The sequence below is a fragment of the Streptomyces sp. CNZ301 genome (assembly GCF_004217425.1).
This window is the reverse complement of record NZ_SHLG01000001.1, coordinates 1,288,199-1,314,203: the sequence shown is the minus strand read 5'-3', so window position 1 is coordinate 1,314,203 and position 26,005 is coordinate 1,288,199. Positions and strand designations below refer to the sequence as shown.

Annotated in this window: 23 protein-coding genes; 17 read left to right on the top strand and 6 right to left on the bottom strand. The window is 71.8% G+C overall.

Annotation, left to right across the window (positions count from 1 at the left end):
* The first annotated feature begins 371 nt into the window (after window positions 1-371).
* The 3 genes from EV375_RS05915 (at window position 372) to EV375_RS05905 (ending at window position 4,039) form a co-directional block, all read left to right on the top strand.
* Window positions 372-1,403 (top strand): C40 family peptidase, encoded by a 1,032-nt coding sequence (locus EV375_RS05915; RefSeq protein ID WP_130298508.1) that lies wholly within the window; start codon window positions 372-374, stop codon window positions 1,401-1,403.
* 343 nt (window positions 1,404-1,746) lie between these two features.
* Window positions 1,747-2,730: a C40 family peptidase gene (locus EV375_RS05910; protein WP_486588701.1), complete on the top strand. Its 984-nt coding sequence runs from the start codon at window positions 1,747-1,749 to the stop codon at window positions 2,728-2,730.
* A 34-nt stretch (window positions 2,731-2,764) separates the two neighbouring features.
* Complete coding sequence (locus tag EV375_RS05905) at window positions 2,765-4,039, top strand: hypothetical protein (protein WP_486588312.1); 1,275 nt, start codon at window positions 2,765-2,767, stop codon at window positions 4,037-4,039.
* Here EV375_RS05905 and EV375_RS05900 read toward each other — a convergent pair.
* Window positions 3,996-5,339, bottom strand: a complete 1,344-nt coding sequence (locus EV375_RS05900) for a glycosyltransferase family 87 protein (RefSeq protein ID WP_130298506.1) — start codon at window positions 5,337-5,339, stop codon at window positions 3,996-3,998. The two genes, EV375_RS05905 and EV375_RS05900, sit on opposite strands and share 44 nt — an antisense overlap.
* Before the next feature lie 170 nt (window positions 5,340-5,509).
* Between EV375_RS05900 and EV375_RS05895 the strand changes: the two genes are divergently transcribed.
* Window positions 5,510-6,679, top strand: a complete 1,170-nt coding sequence (locus EV375_RS05895) for a glycosyltransferase family 4 protein (protein ID WP_130298505.1) — start codon at window positions 5,510-5,512, stop codon at window positions 6,677-6,679.
* Between the two features lie 66 nt (window positions 6,680-6,745).
* On the opposite strand, the gene EV375_RS05890 is transcribed toward EV375_RS05895, so the two are convergent.
* Window positions 6,746-8,572: an AMP-dependent synthetase/ligase gene (locus tag EV375_RS05890; RefSeq protein WP_130298504.1), complete on the bottom strand. Its 1,827-nt coding sequence runs from the start codon at window positions 8,570-8,572 to the stop codon at window positions 6,746-6,748.
* Window positions 8,573-8,858: 286 nt separating this feature from the next.
* Between EV375_RS05890 and EV375_RS05885 the strand changes: the two genes are divergently transcribed.
* The 6 genes from EV375_RS05885 to EV375_RS05860 all read left to right on the top strand — a co-directional run bounded on the left by EV375_RS05885 (window position 8,859) and on the right by EV375_RS05860 (window position 14,439).
* Window positions 8,859-9,620, top strand: a complete 762-nt coding sequence (locus tag EV375_RS05885; protein WP_130298503.1) for a metallophosphoesterase — start codon at window positions 8,859-8,861, stop codon at window positions 9,618-9,620.
* 137 nt (window positions 9,621-9,757) lie between these two features.
* Window positions 9,758-10,234: an SRPBCC family protein gene (locus tag EV375_RS05880; RefSeq protein WP_130298502.1), complete on the top strand. Its 477-nt coding sequence runs from the start codon at window positions 9,758-9,760 to the stop codon at window positions 10,232-10,234.
* 7 nt (window positions 10,235-10,241) lie between these two features.
* Entirely contained in the window at window positions 10,242-11,660 is a 1,419-nt protein-coding gene (locus tag EV375_RS05875; protein WP_486588311.1) for an ArsA family ATPase, read from the top strand.
* 244 nt (window positions 11,661-11,904) lie between these two features.
* Window positions 11,905-12,501, top strand: a complete 597-nt coding sequence (locus EV375_RS05870) for a DUF5304 family protein (RefSeq protein WP_130298501.1) — start codon at window positions 11,905-11,907, stop codon at window positions 12,499-12,501.
* 143 nt (window positions 12,502-12,644) lie between these two features.
* Window positions 12,645-13,586, top strand: coding sequence for an ROK family glucokinase (locus EV375_RS05865; RefSeq protein WP_130298500.1), 942 nt, complete (start codon window positions 12,645-12,647; stop codon window positions 13,584-13,586).
* A gap of 88 nt (window positions 13,587-13,674) precedes the next feature.
* Window positions 13,675-14,439 carry an endonuclease/exonuclease/phosphatase family protein gene (locus EV375_RS05860; protein ID WP_130298499.1) on the top strand — a complete coding sequence of 255 codons (765 nt, stop codon included), beginning with the start codon at window positions 13,675-13,677 and terminating at the stop codon, window positions 14,437-14,439.
* Window positions 14,440-14,549: 110 nt separating this feature from the next.
* Here EV375_RS05860 and EV375_RS05855 read toward each other — a convergent pair whose 3' ends face one another.
* Together EV375_RS05855 and EV375_RS05850 are read right to left on the bottom strand one after the other, a co-directional pair.
* A complete protein-coding gene (locus EV375_RS05855; RefSeq protein ID WP_486588310.1) occupies window positions 14,550-15,206 on the bottom strand; it encodes an ICP22 family protein in 657 nt (218 codons plus the stop codon).
* Window positions 15,196-15,972 carry an alpha/beta hydrolase gene (locus EV375_RS05850; protein ID WP_055485528.1) on the bottom strand — a complete coding sequence of 259 codons (777 nt, stop codon included), beginning with the start codon at window positions 15,970-15,972 and terminating at the stop codon, window positions 15,196-15,198. The genes EV375_RS05855 and EV375_RS05850 overlap by 11 nt, the downstream gene beginning before the upstream one ends.
* Window positions 15,973-16,172: 200 nt before the next feature.
* Here EV375_RS05850 and EV375_RS05845 point away from each other — a divergent pair, with 200 nt between their 5' ends.
* The 4 genes from EV375_RS05845 to EV375_RS05830 all read left to right on the top strand — a co-directional run bounded on the left by EV375_RS05845 (window position 16,173) and on the right by EV375_RS05830 (window position 20,354).
* On the top strand, window positions 16,173-17,057 hold the full coding sequence (locus EV375_RS05845; RefSeq protein WP_130298498.1) for a lysophospholipid acyltransferase family protein: 885 nt from the start codon (window positions 16,173-16,175) through the stop codon (window positions 17,055-17,057).
* Window positions 17,058-17,156: 99 nt separating this feature from the next.
* Window positions 17,157-18,368 (top strand): MacS family sensor histidine kinase, encoded by a 1,212-nt coding sequence (gene macS, locus EV375_RS05840; RefSeq protein ID WP_130298497.1) that lies wholly within the window; start codon window positions 17,157-17,159, stop codon window positions 18,366-18,368.
* 166 nt (window positions 18,369-18,534) lie between these two features.
* Window positions 18,535-19,182 carry a response regulator gene (locus EV375_RS05835; RefSeq protein WP_055485645.1) on the top strand — a complete coding sequence of 216 codons (648 nt, stop codon included), beginning with the start codon at window positions 18,535-18,537 and terminating at the stop codon, window positions 19,180-19,182.
* Between the two features lie 143 nt (window positions 19,183-19,325).
* Complete coding sequence (locus EV375_RS05830) at window positions 19,326-20,354, top strand: 6-phosphofructokinase (protein ID WP_130298496.1); 1,029 nt, start codon at window positions 19,326-19,328, stop codon at window positions 20,352-20,354.
* A gap of 108 nt (window positions 20,355-20,462) precedes the next feature.
* On the opposite strand, the gene EV375_RS05825 is transcribed toward EV375_RS05830, so the two are convergent.
* A complete protein-coding gene (locus EV375_RS05825; protein ID WP_130298495.1) occupies window positions 20,463-22,487 on the bottom strand; it encodes an anthranilate synthase family protein in 2,025 nt (674 codons plus the stop codon).
* 297 nt (window positions 22,488-22,784) lie between these two features.
* Between EV375_RS05825 and EV375_RS05820 the strand changes: the two genes are divergently transcribed.
* Together EV375_RS05820 and EV375_RS05815 are read left to right on the top strand one after the other, a co-directional pair.
* Window positions 22,785-24,134, top strand: coding sequence for a class II 3-deoxy-7-phosphoheptulonate synthase (locus tag EV375_RS05820; protein WP_130298494.1), 1,350 nt, complete (start codon window positions 22,785-22,787; stop codon window positions 24,132-24,134).
* A gap of 250 nt (window positions 24,135-24,384) precedes the next feature.
* Window positions 24,385-24,630, top strand: a complete 246-nt coding sequence (locus EV375_RS05815) for a (2Fe-2S)-binding protein (RefSeq protein WP_130298493.1) — start codon at window positions 24,385-24,387, stop codon at window positions 24,628-24,630.
* Between the two features lie 2 nt (window positions 24,631-24,632).
* Here the strand turns inward: EV375_RS05815 and bfr are convergent, their stop codons facing one another.
* Window positions 24,633-25,121 carry a bacterioferritin gene (gene bfr, locus EV375_RS05810; protein ID WP_130298492.1) on the bottom strand — a complete coding sequence of 163 codons (489 nt, stop codon included), beginning with the start codon at window positions 25,119-25,121 and terminating at the stop codon, window positions 24,633-24,635.
* A 193-nt stretch (window positions 25,122-25,314) separates the two neighbouring features.
* Between bfr and EV375_RS05805 the strand changes: the two genes are divergently transcribed.
* Complete coding sequence (locus EV375_RS05805; RefSeq protein WP_130298491.1) at window positions 25,315-25,938, top strand: sulfite oxidase-like oxidoreductase; 624 nt, start codon at window positions 25,315-25,317, stop codon at window positions 25,936-25,938.
* Window positions 25,939-26,005: the final 67 nt, after the last annotated feature.

Genomic DNA, 26,005 nt, shown 5'->3' with positions numbered 1-26,005 from the left:
GGGACGGTTCCGGCTTCACGTCCCTCACATCATCGTCACCGATTCGCGCAACGGCGGGCGTGCGCAGGGCGCGCGGAGAACGGCAGGTTCCAACCCGGGCGCCACGGGGCCGGGTTCGCACCCCTGCGTGACACTCTCATCGCTCCCAGTGCGAGTCAGGTAAAGAATCTGCTCGTGTGACGGGTTTTTTCTGAGAGTGATTTGATCCGACGATTACCCGTGGCTAATGTCTGGCCCCGAACCTCCGCAAGTTTGGCCGTCCATCCGGGGCGGCGGCGGAGGACCGCCTCGTTCCACGGAGCCACGCCCATGGCGAAGTGGAGCCGGAGCCCCAGTCCGGCAGGCGGCTGAGGAAGAAGGAGCTCGCCCCAGTGGCGTCCCACCGTCGACCCAAGCAGCCCAGCCGTACCCGCCGCGTCACCGTGCTCACGGCAACCGCCGCCGCGGCAGTGGCCCTCACCACGCAGGGTGCGCAAGCGGAACCCAAGGCCTCCAAGAAGGAGGTCAAGGAGAAGGTCGACAAGCTCTACGAGGACGCCGAACACGCCACCGAGAAGTACAACGGGGCCAAGGAGAAGCAGCAGAAGCTGGACAAGGAGGTCGCGAACCTCCAGGACAGCGTCGCGCGCGGGCAGGACGACCTCAACGACATGCGCAACGGCCTCGGTTCGATGGCCACCGCGCAGTACCGCACCGGCGGCGTGGACCCGTCCGTGCAGCTCTTCCTCTCCTCGGACCCCGACAGCTATCTCGACAAGGCCTCCACGCTCGACCAGTTGAGCAGCAAGCAGGCCGAGGCGCTGAAGAAGATCCAGACGAAGCAGCGCAATCTGGCGCAGCAGCGCCAGGAGGCCGCGGACAAGCTGGAGGACCTCGCCGACACCCGCAAGGAGCTCGGTGAGAAGAAGAAGGACATCCAGGCGAAGCTCTCCAAGGCCCGTTCGCTGCTCAACTCCCTCACCGCGAAGGACCGTGCGGCTCTCGCCGCCGAGCAGGCCAGAGCGGACCGCGCCTCGGCCTCCCGCGTGGACCTCGGCAGCGACGCCTCCGCCTCGCAGCGTGCCGCCGCCGCGCTCTCCGCCGCCAAGAGCAAGGTGGGTTCGCCGTACGTGTGGGGCGCGACCGGCCCCAGCTCCTTCGACTGCTCGGGTCTCACCCAGTGGGCCTACAAGCAGGCCGGTGTCTCCCTTCCCCGTATCTCCCAGGACCAGGCGCGCGCCGGAACACAGATCGGCCGCGGCGAACTCGCGCCGGGCGACCTGGTCATCTTCTACGGCGACCAGCACCACGTCGCCTTCTACGCGGGCAACGGCCAGATCCTGCACGCCCCGAAGCCGGGCGCCGGTGTGCGCTACGAGTCGATCAACAACATGCCGTTCCAGTTCGGCGTGCGGATCGGCTGAGCTTCCGCGTCCGGATCGCTGCCTTCCGGAGCCGTGCGGACTCCTGGGCAACTCCGGCCACTCCGGCAACACGCGCGTCATCTTGCCCATAGGGCACCGTCGTTCGTCCGGGTGAAAGCGAACACGCCGGAATGATCCCCGACCCCGCCGTTGACCTGCGTCGATCGGCGGGGTCCGCGCAAATGTCCGGGCTGTCGCGCCGCGCGCGGTGCGTGGAACCTTCCTGGCGGTACGGCTAGATTCGCCGCGCCGTAACGGAAGGAGCACGTCCGCAGTGGTCTCGCACCGGAGTCATCGAAAACCTGCCCAGCGTGGCCGAAGTTGGCCCGGCCGTCTGGTCGTCCTGACAGCAGTGGCCGGGGCCGCAGCCGCGCTGTCCCCTGCCGCACCCGCGGGCGCCCGCCCGTCCGACCCCGAAGCCGCGGGCGACCGGGCGGTGGGCTCCCGCATCGACAAGCTCTACGAGCAGGCCGAGGCGGCCACCGAGAGGTACAACGCCGCGTCCGAGCGCTCCCGTGAACTTCAGCGGCAGGTCGAGTACGCGCAGGAGAGCGCCGCCAGGAAGCAGGAGCGGGTCAACCGGCTCCGGTCCGCGCTGGCTTCGTTCGCCGGTGCGCAGTACCGCTCCGGCGGCATCGACCCGTCGATCGCCCTGATGCTCACCGAGGACCCGGACGGATATCTGGACAAGGCAGCCACCCTCGACCGCATCGGAAGCCGCCAGCACGACAAGCTGCTGCGGTTCAAGAGCGCCCAGCGCTCCCTGAAGCAGCAGCGCTCCGAGGCGGGCGCGAAGCTCGATCTGCTGGAGCGGGAGCGGTCCGAGAGGAAGCGCCAGAAGGAGGCCGTGCTGAAGAAGCTCGGCGAGGCGCGCAAGCTGATGCAAGAACTCTCCGCGGCCGGACGGGCAGAGCGGGAGCGCGCCTCGCGCGCGGGCGAGCGCGGCGGGCCCGCCCTGCCGGACGGCGGGAAGGCGTCCTCGCAGCGCGCGGAGGCGGCGCTGGCCGCAGCGCGCTCGGCCGTCGGCAGGCCGTATGTGTGGGGCGCCGCGGGCCCCGCCTCCTTCGACTGCTCAGGCCTCACACAGTGGGCGTACGGGCGGGCCGGCGTGTCCCTTCCCCGTACTTCACAGGCGCAGCGCTCGGCGGGCCGTCAGGTGCCGCTGAGCCAGGCGCGCCCCGGCGATCTGGTGGTCTACCGGGACGACGCCAGCCACGTCGGCATGTACGCCGGCAACGGCCAGGTCGTGCACGCGCCGCACCCGGGAGCGCCCGTGCGCTACGACCCGGTGAACATGATGCCGGTCTCCTCGGTCACCCGTCCGTGAGTGCGCGGCCCGGGGCGCCCGTACGATCGTTCGCGTGCTTGGACCTGGGAAGCGGTGTGAGACGGGAAGAGCCGCGGGAAGCCGCGCGCTGAGGACGGCCCTGGCGGCCGTGGTGCTGGCGGGGGTGAGCGGCTGCGGTGCGGACGCGGAGCCGAGCCGCGACAGCCGTGAACGTGCCTCCCTGCAGCGTGTGCTCGACCGGCAGGCCGACGCGGTGCGCGACGGCAGTGAGAGCCGCTATCTGGCGGCCGTCGACCCCCGGGCGGAGGGCTACCGCACGGAGCAGCGGCAGGTGTTCGGGAATCTGCGTCGCCTGCCGCTGACCCAGTGGTCCTACCACATCGGGGACGTACGCCCCGCCGGGAAGGACAGTGGGGGCGGGAGCCCGAGCCGCTTCCAGGCGGATGTGCGCCTGCGTTACCAGCTGCGCGGCGACGATCACGTCCCTGTCTCCGTCACCGAGAGGCTCGCGTTCACCAAGCGCGGGGGCAAGTGGTACGTCAGCGACGAACTCCCCGGCAGTGACCGGCAGTTGTGGGAGCAGGGCGAGGTCAGCGTGGTACGCGGGAAACGCAGCCTGGTGCTTGGCGCGGACCGCAGCCGCGAAGACCTCGACGACCTCGCCCGCAAGGCGGACACCGCGGTCTCCCAGGTGGACCGGGAGTGGCCGCGCAGCTGGCCGCGCCGTGTCGTCATCGAAGCCCCGCCGTCGCTGCGGGACATGGCCCGGCTGCTGGACGCCCCGGCCACCTCCTACGAGGGCATCGCCGCCGTCACCACCGGCGAGGCCGGGGAACAGACGAAGGCCTCCGCGGACAGGATCGTCGTCAACCCCGAGGCGTACGGGGACCTGAGCGGTGACGGGCAGCAGGTCGTCCTCACCCACGAGACGGTCCACGTCGCCAGCCGCACCCACACCAGCGGCGCGACGCCCCTGTGGCTGTCGGAGGGCATCGCCGACTGGATCGGCTACCAGGCCACCGACCGCACGCCGAAGGATGCCGCTGCGGAGCTCGTACGGGCCGCCGAAGCCGGGAAGCTGCCCGGCAAACTCCCCGCGGACCGCGACTTCCGGTTCGGCAGTGACCCGGAAGAGCTGGGACGTGCCTACGAGAGCGGCTGGCTCGCGTGCCGGCTCATCGAGGACGAGTGGGGCAAGGACAAGCTGTTCGGCCTGTATCTGCGGCTCGGTTCGGCCCAGAAGAGCCAGGGCGCGGCTGTCGACGAGGCCATGCGCAGCGAGTTGGGGATCGGCCCGGAGGAATTCACGGAGAAGTGGCGCGCGTACGTTCGGAAGGAGGTGTCGTGACGTCCTCGGACGTCCCGTCGACCGCCGGTCTCGTCGAGCGCCACAGCCGCACGCACGCAAGCAGCGACGCCGCCACGAGCAGGCCGTTCCGCACGGCCATCAGCACAAGGCCCTGCCAGTCGCTGGCGACGACGTGGGCGAAGCCGAGCGGGAACTCCAGCAGTGTCACCGCCGTGGCTCCCAGCACGAGCACTGCGGGAAGCCCCTGGCAGCCGGCACGCAGCGTCAGGCAGACAGCGGCGACGCCCACGAGCCAGATCATGTACTGGGGGCTGATGACACGGCTGGTGGTGACGAAGAGGAGCACCGCGGTGAGCGCGGCGTCCGCCGGGGTCGAGGACGTCCATTCCACGGCCCGCAGCCGCCACGCCAGCAGCCACGCGAAGGCGAGGAGTGTCAGCACGAGCGCGGCGTCGCTGACGAGGTGGACGTACGGGCCGACGAACTCCATCGAGCCGTAGTTGAGCAGGACCTGCCCCTCCCAGCCGAACCGACGGGCCACGTGGAGGACCAGTGCACCCAGCGACTCCACCTCGGTGCCCCTGTCCTGCTGGAACTCGAGGAAAGCGAACGCCCCCGGCATCGTCGCGGCGAAGAGGCCCGTCACGACAACTCCCGTGAGCAGGGCGGCAGTCCACGCTGTGCGTGTCTGCTGTCCCCGGGGCGTGCCGAGGAGCAGCAGTCCGGGCCAGACCTTCACCAGCGCACCGAACGCCGCGAGCGCGCCGGCCGCACGGGGGTGTCTGGCACCGGCGAGCAGCGCCCCCACGGCGACGGCGGTGACCATCAGGTCGTAGCGCGCGTACGCGGTCGGTCCCAGCAGGGCTACGCCCGCGACCCAGCTCCACACGCCCGCGCGGCTCCTGCCGGGGCGTGCCGAAGTCCGCAGGAGCAGACCGAAGGTGACGGCGTCGGCGGCGAGAGCCAGCAGATAGAAGGCCGAGGCGTAGTCGAGGAAGGACAGCAGCGCGGGGGAGAGGATCGCCAGCGCCGCCGCCGGCGGGTACTGCCAGGTGACGTCGTTCTCCGGGAACACCCCGGACCTCAGCACGTCGTACCAGCCCCGGTAGATGACGTTCACGTCGTTGGTGAAGTCCGGACCGGGCAGCGTGACGACCTTGAAGACGCACAGGAGCAGTGCCGCGCGGGTGACCGCCCAGACCGCGACGGGCGCGGCGGACCGGAGGCGGGAGCCGCGGCGCCTGTGGCTGCCGCGCTTCGTGCCGCGCCGGCCGCTCTCGTCCCGCGGCGCTCCGGCCTCCGCCTCGCGCGGTGCCGGCGCCGCTGTGCTGTCGGTCATACCCACCTTGCCGTCTCCTGCGTGCCGGGTCCGGCCCGGCGCCCCGTCGGTTGTCCCCGTGCTCGCTCGCCCCGCCGCCCGCGACATCATGCCCGTCCACGTCGGCTGCAGTGACGAGGGGCCGGTGACGGGGCGGTGCCGGTCACCCGGACGGTACTGTCGGGGGCGCGATGCACAAGACCTTGATCGTGACCAACGACTTCCCGCCGCGGCCCGGCGGCATCCAGGCGTTCCTGCACAGCATGGCGCTTCGTCTGGAACCCTCCCGGGTCGTCGTCTACGCCTCCACCTTCAAGCGGACCCGTGAGGGCGCGGAGGAGACCGCCCGGTTCGACGCGCAGCAGCCCTTCACCGTCGTGCGCGACCGCAGCACGATGCTGCTGCCCACGCCCCGCGTGACGCGACGTGCGGTGGAGCTGCTGCGCGAACACCGCTGCGAATCGGTGTGGTTCGGCGCGGCGGCGCCGCTCGGCCTGATGGCGCCGGCGCTTCGGCGTGCGGGGGCACGGCGGCTTGTGGCCACCACGCACGGGCACGAGGCGGCATGGGCCCAACTTCCCGTTGCGAGGCGGCTGTTGCGCCGCATCGGCGAGGGCACGGACACCCTCACGTATCTCGGCGAGTACACGCGGTCGAGGATCGCGCGTGCCGTCGGCCCGCAGGCGGCCGCCCGGATGGTCCAACTGCCGCCCGGCGTCGACGAGAAGAGCTTCCACCCCGGCTCCGGCGGCGACGCGGTGCGCGAGCGGCTCGGTCTGAGCGGCCGGCCGGTGGTGGTGTGCGTCTCGCGGCTGGTGCCGCGCAAGGGGCAGGACACCCTGATCCGGGCGATGCCGCGGATCCTCGCCGCACATCCGGACGCCGTGCTGCTGGTGGTGGGCGGCGGCCCGTACAGGCGTGACCTGGAGAAGCTGGCGGCGGCGACGGGCGTGGAGCGCTCCGTGCGCTTCACCGGTGCCGTCCCGTGGGAGGAGCTCCCCGCGCACTACGGCGCGGGCGACGTCTTCGCGATGCCGTGCCGCACCCGCCGGGGCGGGCTGGACGTGGAGGGCCTCGGCATCGTCTACCTGGAGGCCTCGGCGACCGGCCTGCCCGTCGTCGCGGGCGACTCGGGCGGCGCACCCGACGCCGTCCTGGAGGGGGAGACGGGCTGGGTCGTGTCCGGGGGCACCACCGGGCCGCGAGGCCCAGGGGGAAGACCCGAGCAGACCGCCGAGCGCGTCAGCGCGCTGCTGGACGATCCCGGACTGCGCGCGCGCATGGGGGAGAAGGGCCGCGAGTGGGTCCTCGAACGCTGGCGCTGGGACCTGCTCGCGGAACAGCTCAAGACGCTTCTGTGAGGCGTGCCGTGAGGCTGCGGGGCCGGCCGCCCTGCGGGCCCCGGCCCCCGCTCCGCCTCCGGCCACTCAGACGTACAGCGAGTCGATCTCGTCGGCGAAGTCCTTCGCCACCACTCCCCGCTTGAGCTTCAGCGAGGGAGTGATGTGCCCGGACTCCTCCGTGAACTGGGTGTTCAGCACATGGAACTTGCGCACGGACTCCGCGCGCGAGACCAGGGCGTTGCCGTCGTCCACGGCGCGCTGGAGCTCGGCCAGCAGCTCCTCGTCGCGCAGCAGTTGCTCGTGCGCGAGCCCCGACTTGCCGCGCTCCTCGGCCCACCGCGGCAGGAACTCCTCGTCGAGGGTAAGGAGCGCGCCGACGAAGGGGCGGCCGTCGCCGACGACCATGCACTCGGCGACCAGCGCGTGCCCGCGGATGCCGTCCTCGATGACCGACGGTGCGATGTTCTTGCCGCCCGCGGTCACCAGGATCTCCTTCTTCCGCCCGGTGATGGCGAGATAGCCGTCCGCGTCGAGGGTGCCCAGGTCGCCGGTGTGGAACCAGCCGTCGGACAGGGCCTCTTGGGTGGCCTGCTCGTTGTTCCAGTAGCCGGTGAAGAGGTGTTCGCCGTGCAGCATCACCTCTCCGTCGTCCGCGATGCGCACGACGGAACCGGGCAGCGGCTGGCCGACCGTTCCGATCTTCTGGCGGTCGTAGGGGTTGAAGGACGTCGCGGCGCAGGACTCCGTGAGGCCGTAACCCTCCAGCACGGTGAAGCCGATGCCGCGGTAGAAGTGCCCGAGCCGCTCGCCCAGGGGTGCGCCGCCCGAGATCGCGTGGGTGGCGAGACCGCCGAGCACCGCGCGCAGCTTGCTGTAGACGAGGATGTCGAACAGCTTGTGACGCAGCTTCAGTTGGAGCGAGGGACCCGAAGGGTCGTCCAGGGCGCGGCTGTAGTCCGTCGCGGTCTCGGCGGCCTTGTCGAAGATCTTGCCCTTGCCGCTCGCCTGGGCCTGCGCCCGCGCGGAGTTGAAGACCTTCTCGAAGACGCGGGGCACGCCGAGGATCATCGTCGGCCGGAACGCGGCCAGTTCGTCCGTCAGCGTCTTCACGTCGGAGACGTGGCCGAGCTTGATCGGTGCCATGACGGCCGCCACCTGCACGAGGCGCCCGAAGACGTGGGCGACGGGAAGGAAGAGCAGGACGGAGGACTCACCCGTGCGGAACATGGGGCGCAGACGCTCCACGACGTTGCCGCACTCGGCGAAGAAGCTGCGGTGGGTGAGCACGCAGCCCTTCGGGCGGCCGGTCGTGCCGGAGGTGTAGACGATGGTCGCGGGGGAGTCGGCGTGCGCGCTGGAGGAGCGGGCCTCGACGGTCGCGTCGTCCACGTCGGCGCCGGCCGCCGTGAGCTGCTCGACCGCGCCTGAACCGACCGCGCCTGAACCGGCGGAGGCCGCCTGCGGCTCGATCTGCCAGACATGGGTCAGGGCGGGCAGCCGGTCCCGTACGGTCTCGACCGCGCGGCTGTGCTCGCCGGTCTCGACGAGGCACGCGACGGAGCCCGAGTCGCCGAGGATCCAGGCGATCTGCTCCGGCGAACTCGTCTCGTACACCGGCACGGTGACGGCGCCGGCGCTCCAGATCGCGAAGTCGAGCAGCGTCCACTCGTAGCGCGTGCGGGACATCAGGGCCACGCGGTCACCGGGCTGGACCCCGGATGCGATCAAACCCTTTGCGGCAGCCTGCACTTCGGACAGGAAGTCGGCGGCGCTGACGTCGGCCCACTCTCCTCCCTGCTTGCGAGCGACGACGGCGACTTCGGGATGCTGGGCCGCGTTGCGGCGGATGAGATCCGTCAGGTTGCCGTCGGCCGGCACCTCGTAAAGGGCCGGAAGGCTGAACTCGCGCAAGACTGCTGCTCCTCGTCGCGACGGAGGACGGCGGCCGTAGGGGGGCGGCCTCCGATGGCTCGGATCCGAAGGCCGTGGGAGGACCCGGATCAATGACGACCCGGACGTTACCCATCAGTAGGGTCTGCGGGGTAGGGGGTGGACCTGAGATGTCTGATGCGTCACACGACCCGGGCGTATCGGCGAAAGCGTAGTCCACGTACGCGGTGACAGGGAAGTAACCGCAGGTGGGGCGGGGCCGGGGCAGGGGTGCCGCGCCAGGGCGTCTCCGCTCTAGGGTGTGGTCATGCGAGTCCACGTAGTGAGCGACGTGCACGGCAACAGCCGTGACCTCGCGACGGCCGGCGACGGCGCCGACGCGCTCGTCTGCCTGGGAGATCTCGTCCTCTTCCTCGACTACGCCGACCATTCCCGCGGCATCTTCCCCGAGCTGTTCGGAGTCGAAAACGCCGACCACATCGTGGAGTTGCGCACCGCGCGCCGCTTCGCCGAGGCGCGCGAGTTCTCGAAGAAACTCTGGGCCGGCGTCGACAGGGCCGAGGCGACCGAGCGAGCCGTCCGCAAGCAGTACGCCGAACTGTTCGCCGCGCTGCCCTCGCCCACGTACGCGACTTACGGCAACGTCGACGTGCCGCCCCTGTGGCCGGAGTACGCGGGAGAGGGCGTCACCGTGCTGGACGGCGAGACCGCCGTCATCGGCGGACTGCGCTTCGGGTTCGTGGGCGGCGGGCTCCGCACGCCCATGCGTACCCCCTACGAGATCGATGACGACACCTACGCGGCAAAGGTCGAGGCACTCGGCGAGGTGGATGTGCTGTGCTCCCACATCCCGCCCGAGGTACCGGAGTTGTGCTACGACACGGTCGCCCGGCGCTTCGAACGCGGCAGTGAGGCGCTGCTGCGGGCGGTCCGCTCCATACGGCCGCGCTTCCACCTCTTCGGGCACGTGCACCAGCCGCTGGTGCGGAGGATGCGGATCGGGCCGACGGAGTGCGTGAACGTGGGGCACTTCAATGCCACCGGCACGCCCTGGGTGCTGGAGTGGTGAGGCCGCAGCCGGCGGCACCACGCCGCCCCGCGGCCCCGTCGCCCGCCGGAGAGGGCGGCAGGCCGCGCACCGGACACGCACGGTAGCCTGCCAGCGGCAATCGGGGGCCGCGCGCAGCATTTGGAGGAACCACGGCGATGGCGGAACACACGAGTTCGGACATCACGATCGATGCGGCGCCCGCAGCGGTGATGGGAGTGATCGCTGATTTCGCCCGCTACCCGGAGTGGACCGGCGAGGTGAAGGAGGCCGAGGTCCTCTCGCGGGACTCGCAGGGACGGGCCGAAGAGGTGCGGCTGCTCCTGGACGCCGGTGCCATCAAGGACGAACACACCCTGGCCTACGAGTGGATCGGCGAGAACGAGGTCCGCTGGTCGCTGGTGAAGTCCCAGATGCTGCGCGAACTGGACGGCGTCTACAGGCTGGTGCCGGTGGCGGGCGGCGAACGCACCGAGGTGACCTACCAGTTGACCGTCGACGTCAAGATCCCGATGCTCGGGATGATCAAGCGCAAGGCCGAGAAGGTCATCATCGACCGTGCGCTGTCCGGCCTGAAGAAGCGCGTCGAGTCGGGCGGTGGTGCCGGTCAGGGCGCGGACGCCGCCAAAGGCTGACGTGGCGGTGCCCGGGCCCGAGGATGGGGGTCCCACCCACGACGCAGTCTGTGGGGGAGGCCCGCACGTACCGGGTCCTCGGGCGGCTCCGGAGGACCGGGACGTACCGGCGGAGCGGCCCGTCGCAGGGCGCGCACCGGAGCACGGCGGCACCGCCGGGCCGGGGCCGCGGACACTGCTGGTCACCGGGGCGGGAGGCGCCGGGCGCACGACAGCCGCCGCCGCGATCGCCGTCGCCGAGGCCCGCGGCGGTCGCCGGACGCTGCTGCTGAGCGGCGAGACGCCCGCGACCCTGGAAGCCGTGCTCGGCGTGACGGAGGGGGCCACGGGTGCCGTCGGCGCCGCCGGTGCTGCCGTGCCCGGGACGGACGGGCTGCTGCACGTCGCCCGCACCGACTCGGCCGAGCACTTCCGCGCCGCGGCCGTCGCCCTCCAGGAGCGTGGCCGCAAGGTACTGGATCTGCTCGGCTCGGACCCGCTGGACGAGGACGAGGTGACCGAACTCCCCGGCGCCGGCGCCTTCGCGCTGCTGAGCACCCTGCGGGCCGCGCACGGCGCGGGCGAGTGGGACACCCTCGTCGTCGATCTTCCGCACACCCGGGCCGCGCTGCGCGTCCTGGCACTGCCCGCCCAGCTGCGCCGCTGGCTGCGCAGGCTCCTGCCCGCGGAGCGGCAGGCCGCGCGGGCACTGCGGCCCGCGCTCGCACAGCTCGTGGGCGTACCCATGCCGACCGAGGCGCTCTACGCCACCGCTGCCCGCTGGGACGGCGAACTCGCCGACGTACAGGGCCTGCTGGAGTCCGAAGGGACCGCCGCGTGTCTCGTCGCGGAACCCGGTCCACTGGCCGCCGAGGCCGTGCGGCTCGGCCGTGCCGGACTGGGGCTGTACGGGTTGCCGTTGCGGGCGGTCGTCGCCAACAGGGTTGTCCCGCCGGGCAGTGCGGAGCCCTGGACGGCCTCGCTGTCCGGGCAGCAGCAGACGGTGCTCGGGGCGTGGCGCGAGGAGTTCGGGCGGGAGGGTGTCCCGCTGCGCGAACTGCCCCATCTGGGGCGGGAACCGCGCGGCGCCGACGACCTGCTGCGCCTCGTCACGGAGAACTCGCCTGCGGGCGAGCCGGCTTGGAGCGCGGCAGGAGCGGCAGGTGCCGCGGGAGCGGCGGCGGACGACGGAGCCGTCGAGGACCTCCTGGCCCGGGACGGCCTTCTGGTGTGGCGGCTGGCTCTGCCCTCGGTCCGCAAGGAGGAGCTCGAACTCGTGCGGCGAGGGGACGAGTTGATTCTCGGCGTCGGCCCGTACCGGCGCGTCTTCCCGCTTCCCTCCGCGCTGCGCAGGTGCCGGGTCGTGGGCGCGTCCCTGGACGGGGGCGAGCTGCGGGTGCGGTGCGCACCCGACCCGGCGCTGTGGCCGGAGGGCACCGTCCGCTGACGGGCGCCGGCGCCGGACAGGCCCTCGCGGCGACCCCGGCCTGCCGGTTCCGGTCCCCCTGCCCGTCTGCCGGTTCAGGTCTGCCGGCTCCGGGCGGAGCGCGTACGACCGTACGACCGGGCGGCCCTGCCCCGGCGGCGCCCCCTTACGGCGCTCTCCGCTCCCCGGCTGTTCGGGTAACGTCGGATACGTGCCACCGTCCGACGGGCACCGTCCTTCCCCCCTTCGCCGTAGGAGCGCCGCCATGAGCGATGCCGCCGAGCCCGAGATGCCGGACGCCGCGGACGCCGACGCCTGGGCCACCGCTTGCGAAGAAGACCTTGCCGCCGAGAAGGCCCGCCGGCGTGCCGAGTACGGGCAGAGTCACGGCAGCGCGGCCGAGGAGCTGAGGCGCCTCGCGGACGCCGTGTCCGACAGGGTGGCCGAGCTGGGCAGGCCCTTCGGCGGCACGATGGCCTCCGCCGCCGCGCAGGGCGTGGCACAGCAGCTCATCGCACAGGCGAGGGCCGCGATCGAGCCCGTCGTCGAGCGCAACCCGCACGTCTTCGACCACCTCGCCGCCGCCGGCGGAGAACTGCTCGCCGCCTACAGGGCTGCCGTACAGGAAGCGGAGGGCCGCTGGACGGCCGGCACCGCGGGGGCGTCCGGTACGGGCGATCCCGCCGGGCGCCCGGACGACTCCGCCTCGGGAGCCTCGCGCCCTTCCGGCCCGCCGGGCGTCGAGCGGATCGACCTGGACAAGGAGCCGGGCGGAACGGGAGCTGCCCAGGACCCCGGGCCGGCGGAGGAAGACGGACCGGACGGGCCCGGAACGGGAAGCGACGGGCGCAACGCGCCCTGAGAAGCACCTGCGCCGCGGGCGAGAGCTCCGTGAGCGCCAAGTGCCGTGAGCTTCAAGCCTCGTGCCAACGCGCACGATAGGGCCGCCCATCCCCTCCGGTACGGTGTTCTGCAGCGGGGTAGGAGCGGAATACCGAGGGACACATGGGACTCACTATCGGCGTCGACATCGGCGGCACCAAGATCGCGGCCGGCGTGGTCGATGAGCACGGAACCATCCTGGAGACCAGTACCGTGCCCACCCCGCCCACAGCGGACGGCGTCATCGACGCCATCGCCGACGCGGTACGGGACGCCAGCGCCGAATACGAGGTGGACGCCGTCGGCATCGGCGCTCCCGGCTACGTCGACGACAAGCGTGCGACCGTTCTCTTCACCCCGAACCTGACCTGGCGGCACGAGGCGCTCAAGGACAAGGTCGAGCAGCGCATCGACCTCCCCGTCGTGATCGAGAACGATGCCAACGCCGCCGCCTGGGGCGAGTACAAGTTCGGCGTCGGGACCGGCCACGAGGACGTCGTCTGCATCACCATCGGAACGGGCCTCGGCGGCGGCGTGATCATCGGCGGCAAGCTGCACCGCGGCCGCTTCGGTGTCGCCGCCGAGTTCGGGCACATCCGGATGGTGCCCGACGGCCTGCTGTGCGGCTGCGGCAACCAGGGCTGCTGGGAGCAGTACGCGTCGGGCAGCGCGCTCGTACGGTACGCACAGCAGCGCGCGACGGCCACGCCGGAGAACGCGACGATCCTGCTCGAGCTCGGCGACGGAACCCCGGAGGGCGTCAAGGGCAAGCACATCAGCGAGGCCGCACGGCGCGGCTGCCCCGTCGCCGTGGACTCCTTCCGGGAACTGGCGCGCTGGGCGGGCGCCGGGCTCGCCGACCTGGCGTCGCTCTTCGACCCGGGCGCGTTCATCGTCGGCGGCGGCGTCTCGGACGAGGGCGATCTGGTGCTCGACCCCATCCGCAAGTCCTACCGCCGCTGGCTCGTCGGCAGCCGCTGGCGCCCCCACGCCGAGGTGCTCGCCGCCCAACTGGGCGGCAAGGCAGGCATGGTGGGCGTCGCCGACCTGGCCCGGCAGGGCTGAGCGCACAGGCCCGGCAGGGGCGCGCGCCCGCACGGCCCCGGCGGCGACGAAGCGGAACGACCGACGAATGTGAGTGTGAGCCGCGCCGATGACGCTCGCGGATCTGCCCGCAGGACGTACCGAGCCGGACGGTTCGGCACTCGTCCGTCTGCTCAGCTACAACATCCGCTCCATGCGGGACGACCGGAGAGCGCTCGCCCGGGTCATCCGGGCGTGCGCCCCGGACGTGGTGTGCGTGCAGGAGGCGCCGCGGTTCTTCCGCTGGCGCAAGCACGCCGCGTGGCTGGCACGTGAGTGCGGGATGGTCTACGTGACGGGCGGCGCGACCGCCACGGGGCCGATGATCCTCGCGACCCTGCGGGCGTCGGTGCTGCGCACCGAGGACGTTCTGCTGCCCCACACGCCCGGCCTGCACAGGCGGGGCTTCGCCACGGCGGTGCTGGGGTTCGGCCCGGCTGCGCGGCTCGGCGTGCTCAGCTGCCATCTGAGCCTGCAGACCGATGAACGGCAGGCCCAGGGCCGCATGCTTCTCGACCGCCTCGGCGCCCTGGGCGCGCCGCACACCGTGGCCGCCGGCGACCTCAACGAACGCCCCAGGGGCCGCACGTTCCGGCAGCTCGCGGCGCGGCTGCAGGACGGCTGGGCCGTGGCACCGTGGGGCGGCGAGTACACCTCCACGCCGCGGCGCCCGCACCAGCGCATCGACGCCGTCCTCGCCTCCGGGGGCGTGGAGGTGCTCGGCTGCGGCGTACCGCAAGGACTGGAGGGCGTCTCACCGGAGGACCTGTGCGCGGCCACGGATCATCTGCCGGTGCTGGCCGCGCTGCGTGTGCCTCCCGGTCCGCACAACTGACGGCCGGCGCGCGGCGGGAGGGCAGCGAGGCCCGGACCCGGGCGCTCGGGCCCCGTTGAGGTCACCCCGTTTCAGGCCGCCCCGTTCAGACCACGGTCCGAGCACCGCGTTCAGACCACGGCGCCGCGTCCGGGGTCGTCCCAGTCGTCCTCGTCGCGCCCGTCGCGCATCCGTGCCACCAGGGTGCCGAATCCGCCGAGGAATCCGCCGACCCCCAGCGTCGCGATCCACCAGGTCAGCTCCTGCTGGAAGAGGACGGTGAAGATGAGAAGCAGCGGACCTCCGAGCACCGCGAGCCAGGCGAACTTGCCCGTGGTGTCGGACTGCGGCAGCGGCGGCGGCTCGGGCGGCACGAAGTGGCCCTCGTCGTCCTCCTCGGGGGCGCCGCCGGGCTCGTCGTCGGACGCCGGCAGGCTCCAGTCGCGGGGGCCGGAACCGGCCGAGTAGACGGTGAAGCTGCGCACCGGCGTGGGCCCGTCGTCGCCCTCGCTCTCGCCGTCGGGGCGGGGCGCGGGACGCGTGGCGGTGCCGGTGCGGGCGTCGCCGCCGGAATCCGCCGGTGCCATGTCCTCGGCCTCCGGGTGGTCCCCGTACGCGGCGACGATCTGCTCCCAGGCGGCATTCTCGTCGAGGGGCACCGGTGCCGCGCCGTCGTCGGGTTCGTCCTTGCGGAGCCCGTCACGGCCGTGCTCCTCGTGGCCGCCCTCCGCGCGCAGCGGGTCGTCCTCGCCGTGGCCGTCGTCCTCCGCGCCGGGGTTACGCTCCATCGCCTGCCGTCTCCGTCTTCCTCGCTGCGAGCCGGGTGATGAATCCGTGGGAGTCCGCGAAGACGCGCTCCGCGTCGTGGTCCAGAGTGGCCACGTGGAAGCTGTCCTCGAGGACGGTCTCCGTCACGTCGCTCGACGAGACCTTGCTGAGCACCAGCGCGGAGTCGCCCGGCGGCACCACGTGGTCGGTCCTGCTGCGCATGACCAGCAGAGGCTGCGTCACCTGCGGCAGTTCGCCGCGCACACGGCGGAAGAAGTCGCGGAGCGAGTATGCGGCCTGGGTCGGCACCCGCTCGTAACCGACCTCCGTGGAGCCGGGTTTGGCGATGTCGCTGGTGATGCCCTTCGCCGAACGGGCGACGAAGCGGCCCAGCGGCAGCGCGTACCCCTGCCACCGCGGGAACGTCATCGCGGGATTGACCACGGCCACGCCGCTGACCGCGTCCCCGTGGTACGCGGCCAGTCGCAGGGCGAGGGCGCCGCCCATCGACAGACCGCACACGAAGACCTGCTCGCAGCGGCTGCTCAGCCTGCGGAGTTCGCGGTCCACCGTGGCGTACCAGTCCTGCCATCCCGTCACGGCCAGGTCCTCCCAGCGGGTGCCGTGGCCCGGCAGCAGCGGAAGCGAGACCGTGAGCCCCTTCGCGGCCAGGTGATCCGCCCACGGCCGTACCGACTGGGGGGAGCCGGTGAACCCGTGGCACACCAGGACACCGGTCTCCGACCCGTCATGACGCATGGGCTCGGCCCCGGGAAGTATGGACACGTCGGCCTCCAGCCGGTCGGTATCGAGTCGGTCGGCGCTGTGAAGGTGGTGCTTGCTCCCGCGGTGCCCGCTCGGGGCGTGCGACTGCCAGCCTACGCGTGGGGCGTGGGGACCGGGTAGTTCAGCACTGCCCGACGCAGGAGCGCTGCTTCCGCGACGGGGAGATAAAGTCACCGTGTCGGAAACAGGAGGTCCTCGGGTTGTTCTACGGAGCGATGAAACTGTCGGTCGGCAACGGGCTCAAGCTTGCCTTCCGGCCCTGGGTCGAGGGGCTTGAGCACGTACCCGAAGAAGGTCCGGCGATTCTCGCCAGCAACCATCTGTCCTTCTCGGACTCCTTCTTCCTGCCCGCGGTGCTCGACCGCAAGGTCACCTTCATCGCCAAGGCCGAGTACTTCACGTCGCCGGGCGTGAAGGGGAAACTCACCGCGGCCTTCTTCAAGGGGGTCGGACAGCTTCCCGTGGACCGCTCGGGCGCACGCGGCGCGGGAGAGGCGGCGATCCGCAGCGGCCTCGAAGTGCTGGCCCGCGGCGAGCTGTTCGGCATCTACCCCGAGGGCACGCGCTCGCCCGACGGGCGGCTCTACCGCGGCAAGCCGGGAGGGCTGGCGCGGGTCGCGCTCCGGTCCGGAGCGCCCGTGCTGCCGGTGGCGATGGTCGACACCGAGAAGATCCAGCCGCCGGGGCAGGTCGTGCCCCGGCTGATGCGTCCGGGCATCAGGATCGGCAGGCCGATGGACTTCAGCCGCTACCACGGCATGGAGAACGACCGCTTCATCCAGCGTGCCCTCACGGACGAGGTCATGTACGAGATCATGAGGCTGTCCGGCCAGGAGTACGTCGACATGTACGCCACCGCCGCCAAGCGCCAACTCGCCGAGGAGGCCAAGCGGAACGCGGAGGCGGAGAAGGCCGCGAAGGCCGCGGAGGACGCTGCCGGAGCGAAGGACGGGGAGGAGCAGGACCCCGGGAGGGAAGCGGGAAAGGACGGCGCCGCGCACTCCTGGAGGACCGGCCCGGTGCGGCCGGGAGCAATGCTCGCGGCGGCCAGGCGCCGGCGGAACGACCGTGACCGCGCGGCGTAGACAGACGCAGGCAGGCGCGGCGTAGACAGACGCAGGCAGGCGCGGCGTAGACAGACGCAGGCAAAGCAGGGGGGCGGGCCGCAGCAGATGGTCCTGAGAATGTCCGTGGAACAGCCGCTGTGGCGGGCACTGACCGGCTACCGGCTGCTGGCCATCGGCTACGCGCTGGCGGTCTTCGCGTGGGCGTACGACCGTCTCGCCCATCCACTCGTGGGCGCCGTCTATCTGGGAGTGCTGACGGTCTGGACGGCGGCCACGATTCCCAAGGTCCGCTCCGCCAGGCGCTGCACGAACGGTTTCCTCGCCGTCGACATCACGCTCGGCGTCGCGGGCATCCTCGCCTCCGTCCACGTCGACGCGCACGGCAGCATCGGGCCCACGCTCCCCACCATCTGGGTAGCGGGACCGGTGCTGGCCTTCGCCATCAAGGGCGGCTGGCGCTGGGGCGCGGTCGCGGCGACGGTGGTCGGGGCCGCCAACATCGTCGAACAGGGCGCGGTCACGCGGCCCACCCTCCACAACGTGCTGCTGGTGTGTGTGGCGAGCATCGGCATCGGCTACGTCACCGAGGTGGCCAGGGCGAGTGAGCGCACCCTCGCCCAGGCCCTCCAGATCGAGGCGGCCACCCGCGAACGGGAGCGCCTCGCCCGCGACATCCACGACAGCGTGCTCCAGGTCCTCGCCATGGTGCAGCGACGCGGCACCGAGATCGGCGGCGAGGCGGCCGAGCTGGGCAGGATGGCGGGGGAGCAGGAGGTGGCTCTGCGCAGCCTCGTCTCGCGGGAGACCGCGCAGGTGCCTGCCCCTTCCGCGCCGGACGCGGGCGGAGGCGCACGCGCGGCACGGCGATCCACCGGAAAGGCCGGGCGGGACGGCGGTGAGGAGTCCGCCGCCGAGTGCGATCTGCGGGCGCTGCTCTCGCCGTACTCGGACGCCCGCGTGACCTTCGTCGGGCCGGGCACGCCCGTGCCGCTGCCGGCGGCCACCGCGCAGGAAGTCGCCGCCGCTGTCAGCGCCGCCCTGGACAATGTGCGGCAGCACGCGGGCGGTCCGGACGGCGAACCGCCCCAGGCGTGGATCCTTCTGGAGGACGAGCCGGACGGAGTGCTGGTCACGGTGCGGGACGACGGCCCCGGGCTGCCGGACGGGCGGCTCGCGGACGCGGAGGCCGAGGGAAGGATGGGGGTCGCCCTCTCGATCCGGGGGCGGCTGCGTGACCTGGGCGGCAGCGCCGAGTTGATCTCGGTTCCCGGCCAGGGCACGGAGGTTGAGCTGCGGGTGCCGAAGCAGGTCCGCAGCCGTACGGAATGACGAAGAGAAGACGGCGGGGGCAATGACGGACAGGAACAACGCGAACAACCCGTGCAACGCCGGCAGCCGGGGCGGCGACCCGGGCAACGGGCGCAAGGGGAAGAACGGGCAGAACGCCCCGGACACCGCGGACGGCGGGGACGGGCCGCAGCGCCCGGTCAAGGTGATGGTCGTCGACGATCACCCGATGTGGCGGGACGCGGTGGCGCGGGACCTGGGCGAGGCGGGTTTCGAGGTCGTCGCGACGGCGGGAGACGGCCCCCAGGCCGTGCGCCGCGCCCGTGCGGCCGCCCCCGATGTGCTCGTGCTGGATCTGAACCTGCCCGGCCTGCCCGGGGCCGAGGTGTGCCGCCGTCTGGTCGGTGCCGGCTCCGGGCTGCGCGTGCTGGTGCTCTCCGCGAGCGGCGAGCACGCCGACGTGCTGGAGGCGGTGAAGTCCGGGGCGACGGGCTATCTCGTGAAGTCGGCGAGCATGGAGGAGCTGCAGGACGCCGTGCGCAGAACCGCCGTGGGCGACCCGGTCTTCACACCGGGCCTGGCGGGCCTCGTCCTCGGCGAGTACCGCAGGCTCGCGTCGGACCCGGTGCCCGCGGCGGATTCCGACGAGCCCGCCGCGCCGCGGCTCACCGAGCGGGAGACCGAGGTGCTGCGGCTCGTCGCGAAGGGGCTGAGCTACCGGCAGATCGCGGAACGCCTGGTCATCTCGCACCGCACAGTCCAGAACCATGTGCAGAACACCCTGGGCAAGCTGCAGCTCCACAACCGGGTCGAGCTGGTGCGGTACGCCATCCGGCGCGGCCTCGACGAGGAGTGATGCCGCGGCCGGGCCTCCCTCGCTCGGTAACTGATCGGAAAACCTCTCCGCGCCCTGTGCCTGGTGATGTGGATCACCGCTAGCGTGGCCGCAGTTGCTACAGGCCGCGTATGCACGAGCGCGGCGATGAGAAGGGAGATCCCATGCGGGTCGGAGTGCTGACCGGTGGCGGCGACTGCCCCGGGCTCAACGCGGTGATGAGGGCCGTCGTCCGTAAGGGCGTCCAGCGGTACGACTACGACTTCGTCGGGTTCAGGGACGGCTGGCGGGGGCCGCTGGAGGGCGACACCGTTCAGCTCGACATCCCCGCCGTGCGCGGCACGCTGCCCCGCGGTGGGACGATTCTGGGCTCGTCGCGTACGAACCCGTTCAAGGAGGAGAACGGCGTACAGCGCATCCAGGACAACCTTGTCAAACACGACGTCGGCGCTCTCATCGCCATCGGCGGCGAGGACACGCTGGGCGTCGCCGCCCGGCTCACCGACGAGTTCGGCGTCAAGTGCGTCGGCGTGCCCAAGACGATCGACAACGACCTGTCGGCCACCGACTACACCTTCGGTTTCGACACCGCCGTCAACGTCGCCACCGACGCCATCGACCGGCTCCACACGACCGCCGAGTCCCACATGCGCGTACTCGTGGTGGAGGTGATGGGCCGGCACGCGGGCTGGATCGCCCTCCACTCCGGCCTGGCGGGCGGCGCCAACTGCATCCTCATCCCCGAGCGGCGCTTCGACGTCGACCAGGTGTGCGGCTACGTCGAGTCCCGCTTCAAGGCGAGCTACGCCCCGATCGTCGTCATCGCCGAGGGCGCCATGCCCAAGGACGGCGAGATGGTGCTCAAGGACGACTCGCACGACTCCTTCGGGCACGTGCGGCTCTCGGGTGTCGGCGAGTGGCTGGCGAAGGAGATCGAGAAGCGCACCGGCAAGGAGGCCCGTACGACCGTCCTCGGGCACATCCAGCGCGGCGGCACCCCGACTCCCTTCGACCGCTGGCTGGCCACCCGCTTCGGGCTGCACGCGATCGACGCCGTACGCGACGAGGACTGGGGCAAGATGGTCTCCCTCCAGGGCACGAAGATCGTCCGGGTGCCGATCGCGGAGGCCACCGCCAAGCTGAAGACGGTCGACCCGGAGCTGTACGAGGAGGCCGAGGTCTTCTTCGGCTGAGCCCCCGCCGGACGCCGGTGGCTCTCCGGCCCGGTGGCGCTCCGGCGCACATGAGCCCGGGCTTTCCCTGTGAGGGTGGGCCCGGGCTCACGGTGTCCGGCACGGGTGTCAGTGCCGCGCGCCGCCCACCGGAAGGGCCGCCAGCAGCCGCCTCACGATCCCCGGCCCGTCCAGCGTCAGTACCGACTCCGGGTGGAACTGCACGCTCGCGAACGTCGCGCCGCGCAGCGCGTGGACCTCGCCCGTGGCGGCGTCGCGGCCGACCTCGACCCGGTGCGGCCGGCCGGCCCGCTCCCACCGCCGTGCCTCCTGCGAACCGCAGCGCACCGCATAGGAGTTGTAGAAGCCGACGGTCTCGTCCCGTCCGAAGACGGAGACCGTCTCCTGCGCGCCCTGGTAAGGCCGTGCCTTCCGTACGATCTCCAACCCCAGCTCCGCGGCGAGCAGTTCGTGCCCCAGGCAGATCCCCAGCAGGCCGTGCCGGTGGTGCTGCAGCAACTGGGCCGTCAGCCCGCGAAGCAGGCGGATCTTCGGATCTGTCCCGTCGCGCGGATCACCCGGGCCGGGGCCGAGTACGACCGGACCGTCGTGCGCGAGCGCCGCGTCCCGCAGCCCCGGATCGTCGAACCGCCGCACCTCCACCCCGGCACCCGCGGTCCGCAGCAGATGGGCGAGCATCGACGTGAAGGTGTCCTCCCCGTCCACCACCAGGAACTTTCCGTGCGGCAGGCCCGCGTCCGGCTCGCCGCCCGTCTGCATCCGCAGCCAGAACGGCGCCAGGTCCGCGCGCCGGGCCGCGAGCGCCGCCCGCACGCGCGGATCGTCCGCCAGGCGGGGCGGCCGCTGCCCTGCCTGCGCTCTGCCCGCGGGAGCCTCGCGTACGCCCAGCGCCGTGAGGAGGCCGGCGGCCTTCGCGTGGGTCTCGGCGACCTCGTCGTCCGGCTGCGAGGCCCTGACCAGCGTCGCACCCACCGGTACGCGGAGCCGGCCGCTCTCCGCGTCCACGTCCGCGGTCCTGATGAGGATCGGGGAGTCGAGGGTCTGGGCACCTCCCGCGTCGCGGCCGATCAGTGCCAGCGCGCCCGCGTAGTAACCCCGTCCGCCGCGTTCGTGGCGCTCGATGACGCGGCACGCGTTCTCCACGGGCGATCCTGTGACCGTCGCGGCGAACATCGTCTCGCGCAGCACCTCCCGCACGTCGAGGGTGCTGCGCCCGCGCAGTTCGTACTCGGTGTGCGCGAGGTGCGCCATCTCCTTCAGCCGTGGACCGACCACGACCCCGCCCATGTCGCCGACGGTGCACATCATCTTCAGCTCCTCGTCGACGACCATGGACAGCTCCTCGCTCTCCTTGCGGTCGGCGAGGAAGCCCAGCAGGCCCTCCGCTGAGGGGCCGCCCGGTGGATAGCGGTAGGTGCCGCTGATGGGGTTCATCACCACCGTGCCGCCGGTCATCCGCACATGCGCCTCGGGGCTCGCCCCGGCGAGAACCCGCTCGCCGGTGTGCACGACGAAGGTCCAGTACGCGCCTCGTTCCCCGCTCAGCAGCCGCCGGAAGAGCGCGAGCGCGTCGCGGCGGCCGAAGCCCGGGATGCGCCCCTCGAAGGTTCGGCGCACAACGAAGTTGGCGCCCTCGCCCGTGCCGATCTCGTCGTCGATGACGCGGCGCACCGTCCGTGCGTACTCCTCGTCGCTCACGTCGAAGGCACCGTCCTCCACCCGCACCCGGTGCGAGGGCAGCGCCGCCGCGACGTCGTCCAGAGGCAGCTCGTGCACCTCGCGCGGGACGAGTACGGCCAGCGGCGTCCCGTCGTCCCGCACGCGGAAGCCGCGCTCGCGGATCTGCCGGAACGGCACGAGGGCGAGGGCGCCGTGACCGGCGTCCGGGATGTCGGCGAGCCGCGCCGCCTCGTGGACCGGCCCGGTCAGGACCTCGACGGTGTCGTGACGTCGGCCCGGGGTGCGTCTGCGCAGCAGCGCGAAGGGCGGGGCGTCCTCGCGCGCCAGCCGGCGCAGCAGCTCGGGCGCGGACGGCGGGACGGAGGGCGGGCCGGACGACGGGGCGGACGGTGATGTGCTCGCGGGAGCCGGGTGTGAGGTGCCGGGGGCGGCACCGGTGCGGCGGCGGTTCATCGGGCGTTCCTTCCTGGGATGCGCGGAGTCACGCGGAGAGGGAACGGCCGTGCACACACCGAAGGCCGCCCCTCGGGCGGCCTTCGCGTCTGTCGCTGTCTCGTGTTCGCGCGCAGTCAGTGGGCCGCCGGATGAGCGGTCCACCACCAGTCGGCCCGGGTTGCCCCTGCCGGAGGCAGGAGGACGAGCTGCGCGAACATGACGCGAGCCTACCCCGCAGTCCGCGTGCGAGTGGTTTCCGTCTCAGCACCCGGGCACGGCGAAAGGGGCCGGGCACGACCCCGTAACCTGGGGCGCGTGAGTGCGAACGCCAACCCCGACGCCGGTGCCCGAACCTGGCGAGACCTTCCCGCCGCGCAGCAGCCCGAGTGGCCGGACCGTGACGCCCTGCGTGCGGCGGTCGCCGAGCTCGAGTCCTATCCGCCCCTCGTCTTCGCCGGCGAGTGCGACCAGCTGCGTGCCCGGCTGGGCGCGGTCGCGCGGGGCGAGGCGTTCCTGCTCCAGGGCGGGGACTGCGCGGAGGCGTTCGACCAGGTCAGCGCCGAGCACATCCGGAACAAGCTCAAGACCCTGCTGCAGATGGGCGCCGTGCTGACGTACGCGGGGTCCGTGCCGGTGGTCAAGGTCGGCCGGATCGCGGGTCAGTACAGCAAGCCGCGCTCCAAGCCCACCGAGACCAGGGACGGTGTGACTCTCCCGTCGTACCGCGGCGACTCGGTCAACGGCTTCGAGTTCACCGAGGCCGCCCGCACGCCCGACCCGGAGCGGCTGAAGCGGATGTACCAGGCGTCCGCCTCCACGCTGAACCTGGTGCGCGCCTTCACCACCGGCGGCTACGCCGATCTGCGCCAGGTTCACGCCTGGAACCAGGACTTCGTGAAGCGCTCGCCCTCGGGCCAGCGTTACGAGGCGCTGGCCCGCGAGATCGACCAGGCCCTGAAGTTCATGCACGCGTGCGGCACGGACCCGGAGGAGCTCAAGACCGTCGAGTTCTTCTCGTCGCACGAAGCGCTGCTGCTGGACTACGAGTCGGCCATGACCCGTACGGACTCGCGCAGCGGCAAGCTGTACGACGTCTCCGGGCACATGGTCTGGATCGGTGAGCGCACACGCCAACTCGACGGCGCCCATATCGAGTTCGCCTCGCAGGTGCGCAACCCGATCGGTGTGAAGCTGGGTCCGACGACGACGCCCGAAGAGGCCCTCACGCTGATCGACAGGCTCGACCCGGACAGGGAGCCGGGCAGGCTCACGTTCATCACGCGCATGGGAGCCGACAAGGTGCGGGACAGGCTGCCCACGCTGGTGGAGAAGGTCAGCGCCTCGGGCGCCCAGGTGGTCTGGGTCTGCGATCCGATGCACGGCAACACCTTCGAGGCGGCGAGCGGGCACAAGACCCGCCGGTTCGACGACGTCCTCGACGAGGTCAAGGGCTTCTTCGAGGTGCACAAGAGCGCGGGCACGCACCCGGGCGGCATCCACGTCGAGTTGACCGGTGACGATGTCACGGAGTGCGTCGGCGGCGGCGACGAGATCTTCGTCGGCGACCTGCACCAGCGCTACGAGACGGCGTGCGACCCGCGCCTCAACCGCAGCCAGTCGCTCGATCTGGCCTTCCTGGTCGCGGAGATGTACCGCGACCAGTGAGCCGGCGCAGCCGGTGATCCGGCCTCGCCCGGGATCCGGAGGGGACGGCATCCGGAGGGCCGCTGAGGCCGCAGGCACCGACGTTGGTGCGCAGAAGTGGGGCCCGCATCACATCGATGCGGGCCCCGCTTCTCTGTTGTGGACGCAGTACGGCAGCTAAGGTTAGGTTAACCTCATCAAACCTGAGCGTCGTCCGGAGCGCACACTGCCGTAACGGCGCCCGGGGTACGAGCCCGACCGGGAGGACCGCGTGTACGTATGCTCCTGCTTCGGCATCACGGACCGGCAAGTCCGTGAGCACCAGGAGGCCGGGGCCAGCACGCCGCGCCAGATCGCCTCGCTGAGCAAGGCGGGGACGGACTGCGGCTCGTGCGTGCGCCGCATCCAGGGGCTTCTCGGACGCGGCGGATGCCCGGGCCGTCAGCTGGAGACCGCCGTCGAGGAGCCCGCCCGCGCGCCCGTCCCGTCCTCCGCCTCGGTGGCCGAAGCCGCCTGACCTCAGCCCTCCGACGGGGTCTCCTGCTCCACGAGCTGCGCGATGTACAGCGGTTCGCCCAGCTTCTCGACCAGCTCGAGCTGGGTGTCCAGGTAGTCGATGTGGTGCTCCTCGTCGGCGAGGATGTCCTCGAAGATGTTCGCCGAGGTGATGTCGCCCTTGGCCCGCATGACCTCCACCCCGCGCCGCAGACGGTCGATGGCTTCGACTTCGATCTGCCGGTCCGCCGTGAACATCTCGACCAGGGTCTGACCGACGTTGACGTGGAAGAGTCGCTGGTAGTTGGGAAGCCCGTCGAGAAACAGAATGCGGTCGGTGAGCCGCTCGGCGTGACGCATCTCGTCGAAGGACTCAGCACGGGTGTACCGGGCGAGCTTGGGCCAGCCGAAGTGCTCCTGCATCTTGGCGTGCAGGAAGTACTGATTGATAGCGGTCAGTTCGGCCGTCAGCTGCTCATTGAGGAATTCGATGACCTCGGGGTCGCCCTGCATGGTGCGGACTCCTTCCAAGAGGAAAATGCCAGGTGAGTGTGCGCGCCCGCGCATCCTCGCACCGTGCCGTCAATCCGGTCCAGTAAGCGAAGGCTTACCGAAAGCGCCGGAATTGGGCGGCCGGAAACCCCTTGAAGACCCCGCGGCCGGGGTGCCGGTAAGCGGCTTCGGAAGGGTCTGTCACCATGGAGGGATGGGCCAGTCGCAGAATGCCGAGGGGGAGCAGCAACCGCTTCCGCCGGGCCAGCGGCTCCAGCGCGGCTGGCCGGTCACGCACTACGGGCCGGTGCCGAAGTTCAAGCCCGACCGCTGGGATTTCCGGGTCTTCGGAGCGACCGCCGACGGTGAGAAGCACTCCTGGGACCACGAGGAGTTCTCGGCACTGCCGTACGAGACGGTCGTCGCGGACTTCCACTGCGTCACCAAGTTCAGCATGGTCGGGGCCGAGTGGGGCGGTGTGCCCGCCCGTACCGTGCTGGAACTCGCGCCTCCCGCGGACGATGTCACCCATGTCATGGTCTGGGCGGAGTACGGATTCAGCTCCAACCTGAGGCTGCCGGATTTCGCCGCCGCGACGACGCTTTTCGCCACCCACCGCGCGGGCGAGCTGCTCACCGCCGAACACGGCTTCCCCCTGCGGCTGGTGGTGCCGCACCTGTACGCGTGGAAGGGCCCCAAGTGGGTGCGCGGCGTGGAGTACATGACCACGGACCGCCGCGGCTTCTGGGAGGAACGCGGCTACCACAACATCGGCGACCCCTGGAAGGAACAGCGCTACTCCTACCAGGAGGAGCCCGGCGAGGGGCCGGAGCTGTAGCTGTCAGTGGCAGGAGGCCGTGGTGGCACCGCCGGTCGGTGGTACGCGTGCAGCACCGCGTGGGTCT

What these genes read in the sequence shown, in the direction of transcription:
- EV375_RS05885 (WP_130298503.1), top strand. Translation starts at nt 8,859, where the DNA reads ATGCGAGTCCACGTAGTGAGCGACGTGCACGGCAACAGCCGTGACCTC.
- EV375_RS05870 (WP_130298501.1), top strand. Translation starts at nt 11,905, where the DNA reads ATGAGCGATGCCGCCGAGCCCGAGATGCCGGACGCCGCGGACGCCGAC.
- EV375_RS05895 (WP_130298505.1), top strand. Translation starts at nt 5,510, where the DNA reads ATGCACAAGACCTTGATCGTGACCAACGACTTCCCGCCGCGGCCCGGC.
- EV375_RS05835 (WP_055485645.1), top strand. Translation starts at nt 18,535, where the DNA reads ATGGTCGTCGACGATCACCCGATGTGGCGGGACGCGGTGGCGCGGGAC.
- EV375_RS05865 (WP_130298500.1), top strand. Translation starts at nt 12,645, where the DNA reads ATGGGACTCACTATCGGCGTCGACATCGGCGGCACCAAGATCGCGGCC.
- EV375_RS05900 (WP_130298506.1), bottom strand. Translation starts at nt 5,339, where the DNA reads ATGACCGACAGCACAGCGGCGCCGGCACCGCGCGAGGCGGAGGCCGGA.
- EV375_RS05805 (WP_130298491.1), top strand. Translation starts at nt 25,315, where the DNA reads ATGGGCCAGTCGCAGAATGCCGAGGGGGAGCAGCAACCGCTTCCGCCG.
- EV375_RS05825 (WP_130298495.1), bottom strand. Translation starts at nt 22,487, where the DNA reads ATGAACCGCCGCCGCACCGGTGCCGCCCCCGGCACCTCACACCCGGCT.
- EV375_RS05880 (WP_130298502.1), top strand. Translation starts at nt 9,758, where the DNA reads ATGGCGGAACACACGAGTTCGGACATCACGATCGATGCGGCGCCCGCA.
- EV375_RS05830 (WP_130298496.1), top strand. Translation starts at nt 19,326, where the DNA reads ATGCGGGTCGGAGTGCTGACCGGTGGCGGCGACTGCCCCGGGCTCAAC.
- bfr (WP_130298492.1), bottom strand. Translation starts at nt 25,121, where the DNA reads ATGCAGGGCGACCCCGAGGTCATCGAATTCCTCAATGAGCAGCTGACG.
- EV375_RS05855 (WP_486588310.1), bottom strand. Translation starts at nt 15,206, where the DNA reads ATGGAGCGTAACCCCGGCGCGGAGGACGACGGCCACGGCGAGGACGAC.
- macS (WP_130298497.1), top strand. Translation starts at nt 17,157, where the DNA reads ATGTCCGTGGAACAGCCGCTGTGGCGGGCACTGACCGGCTACCGGCTG.
- EV375_RS05860 (WP_130298499.1), top strand. Translation starts at nt 13,675, where the DNA reads ATGACGCTCGCGGATCTGCCCGCAGGACGTACCGAGCCGGACGGTTCG.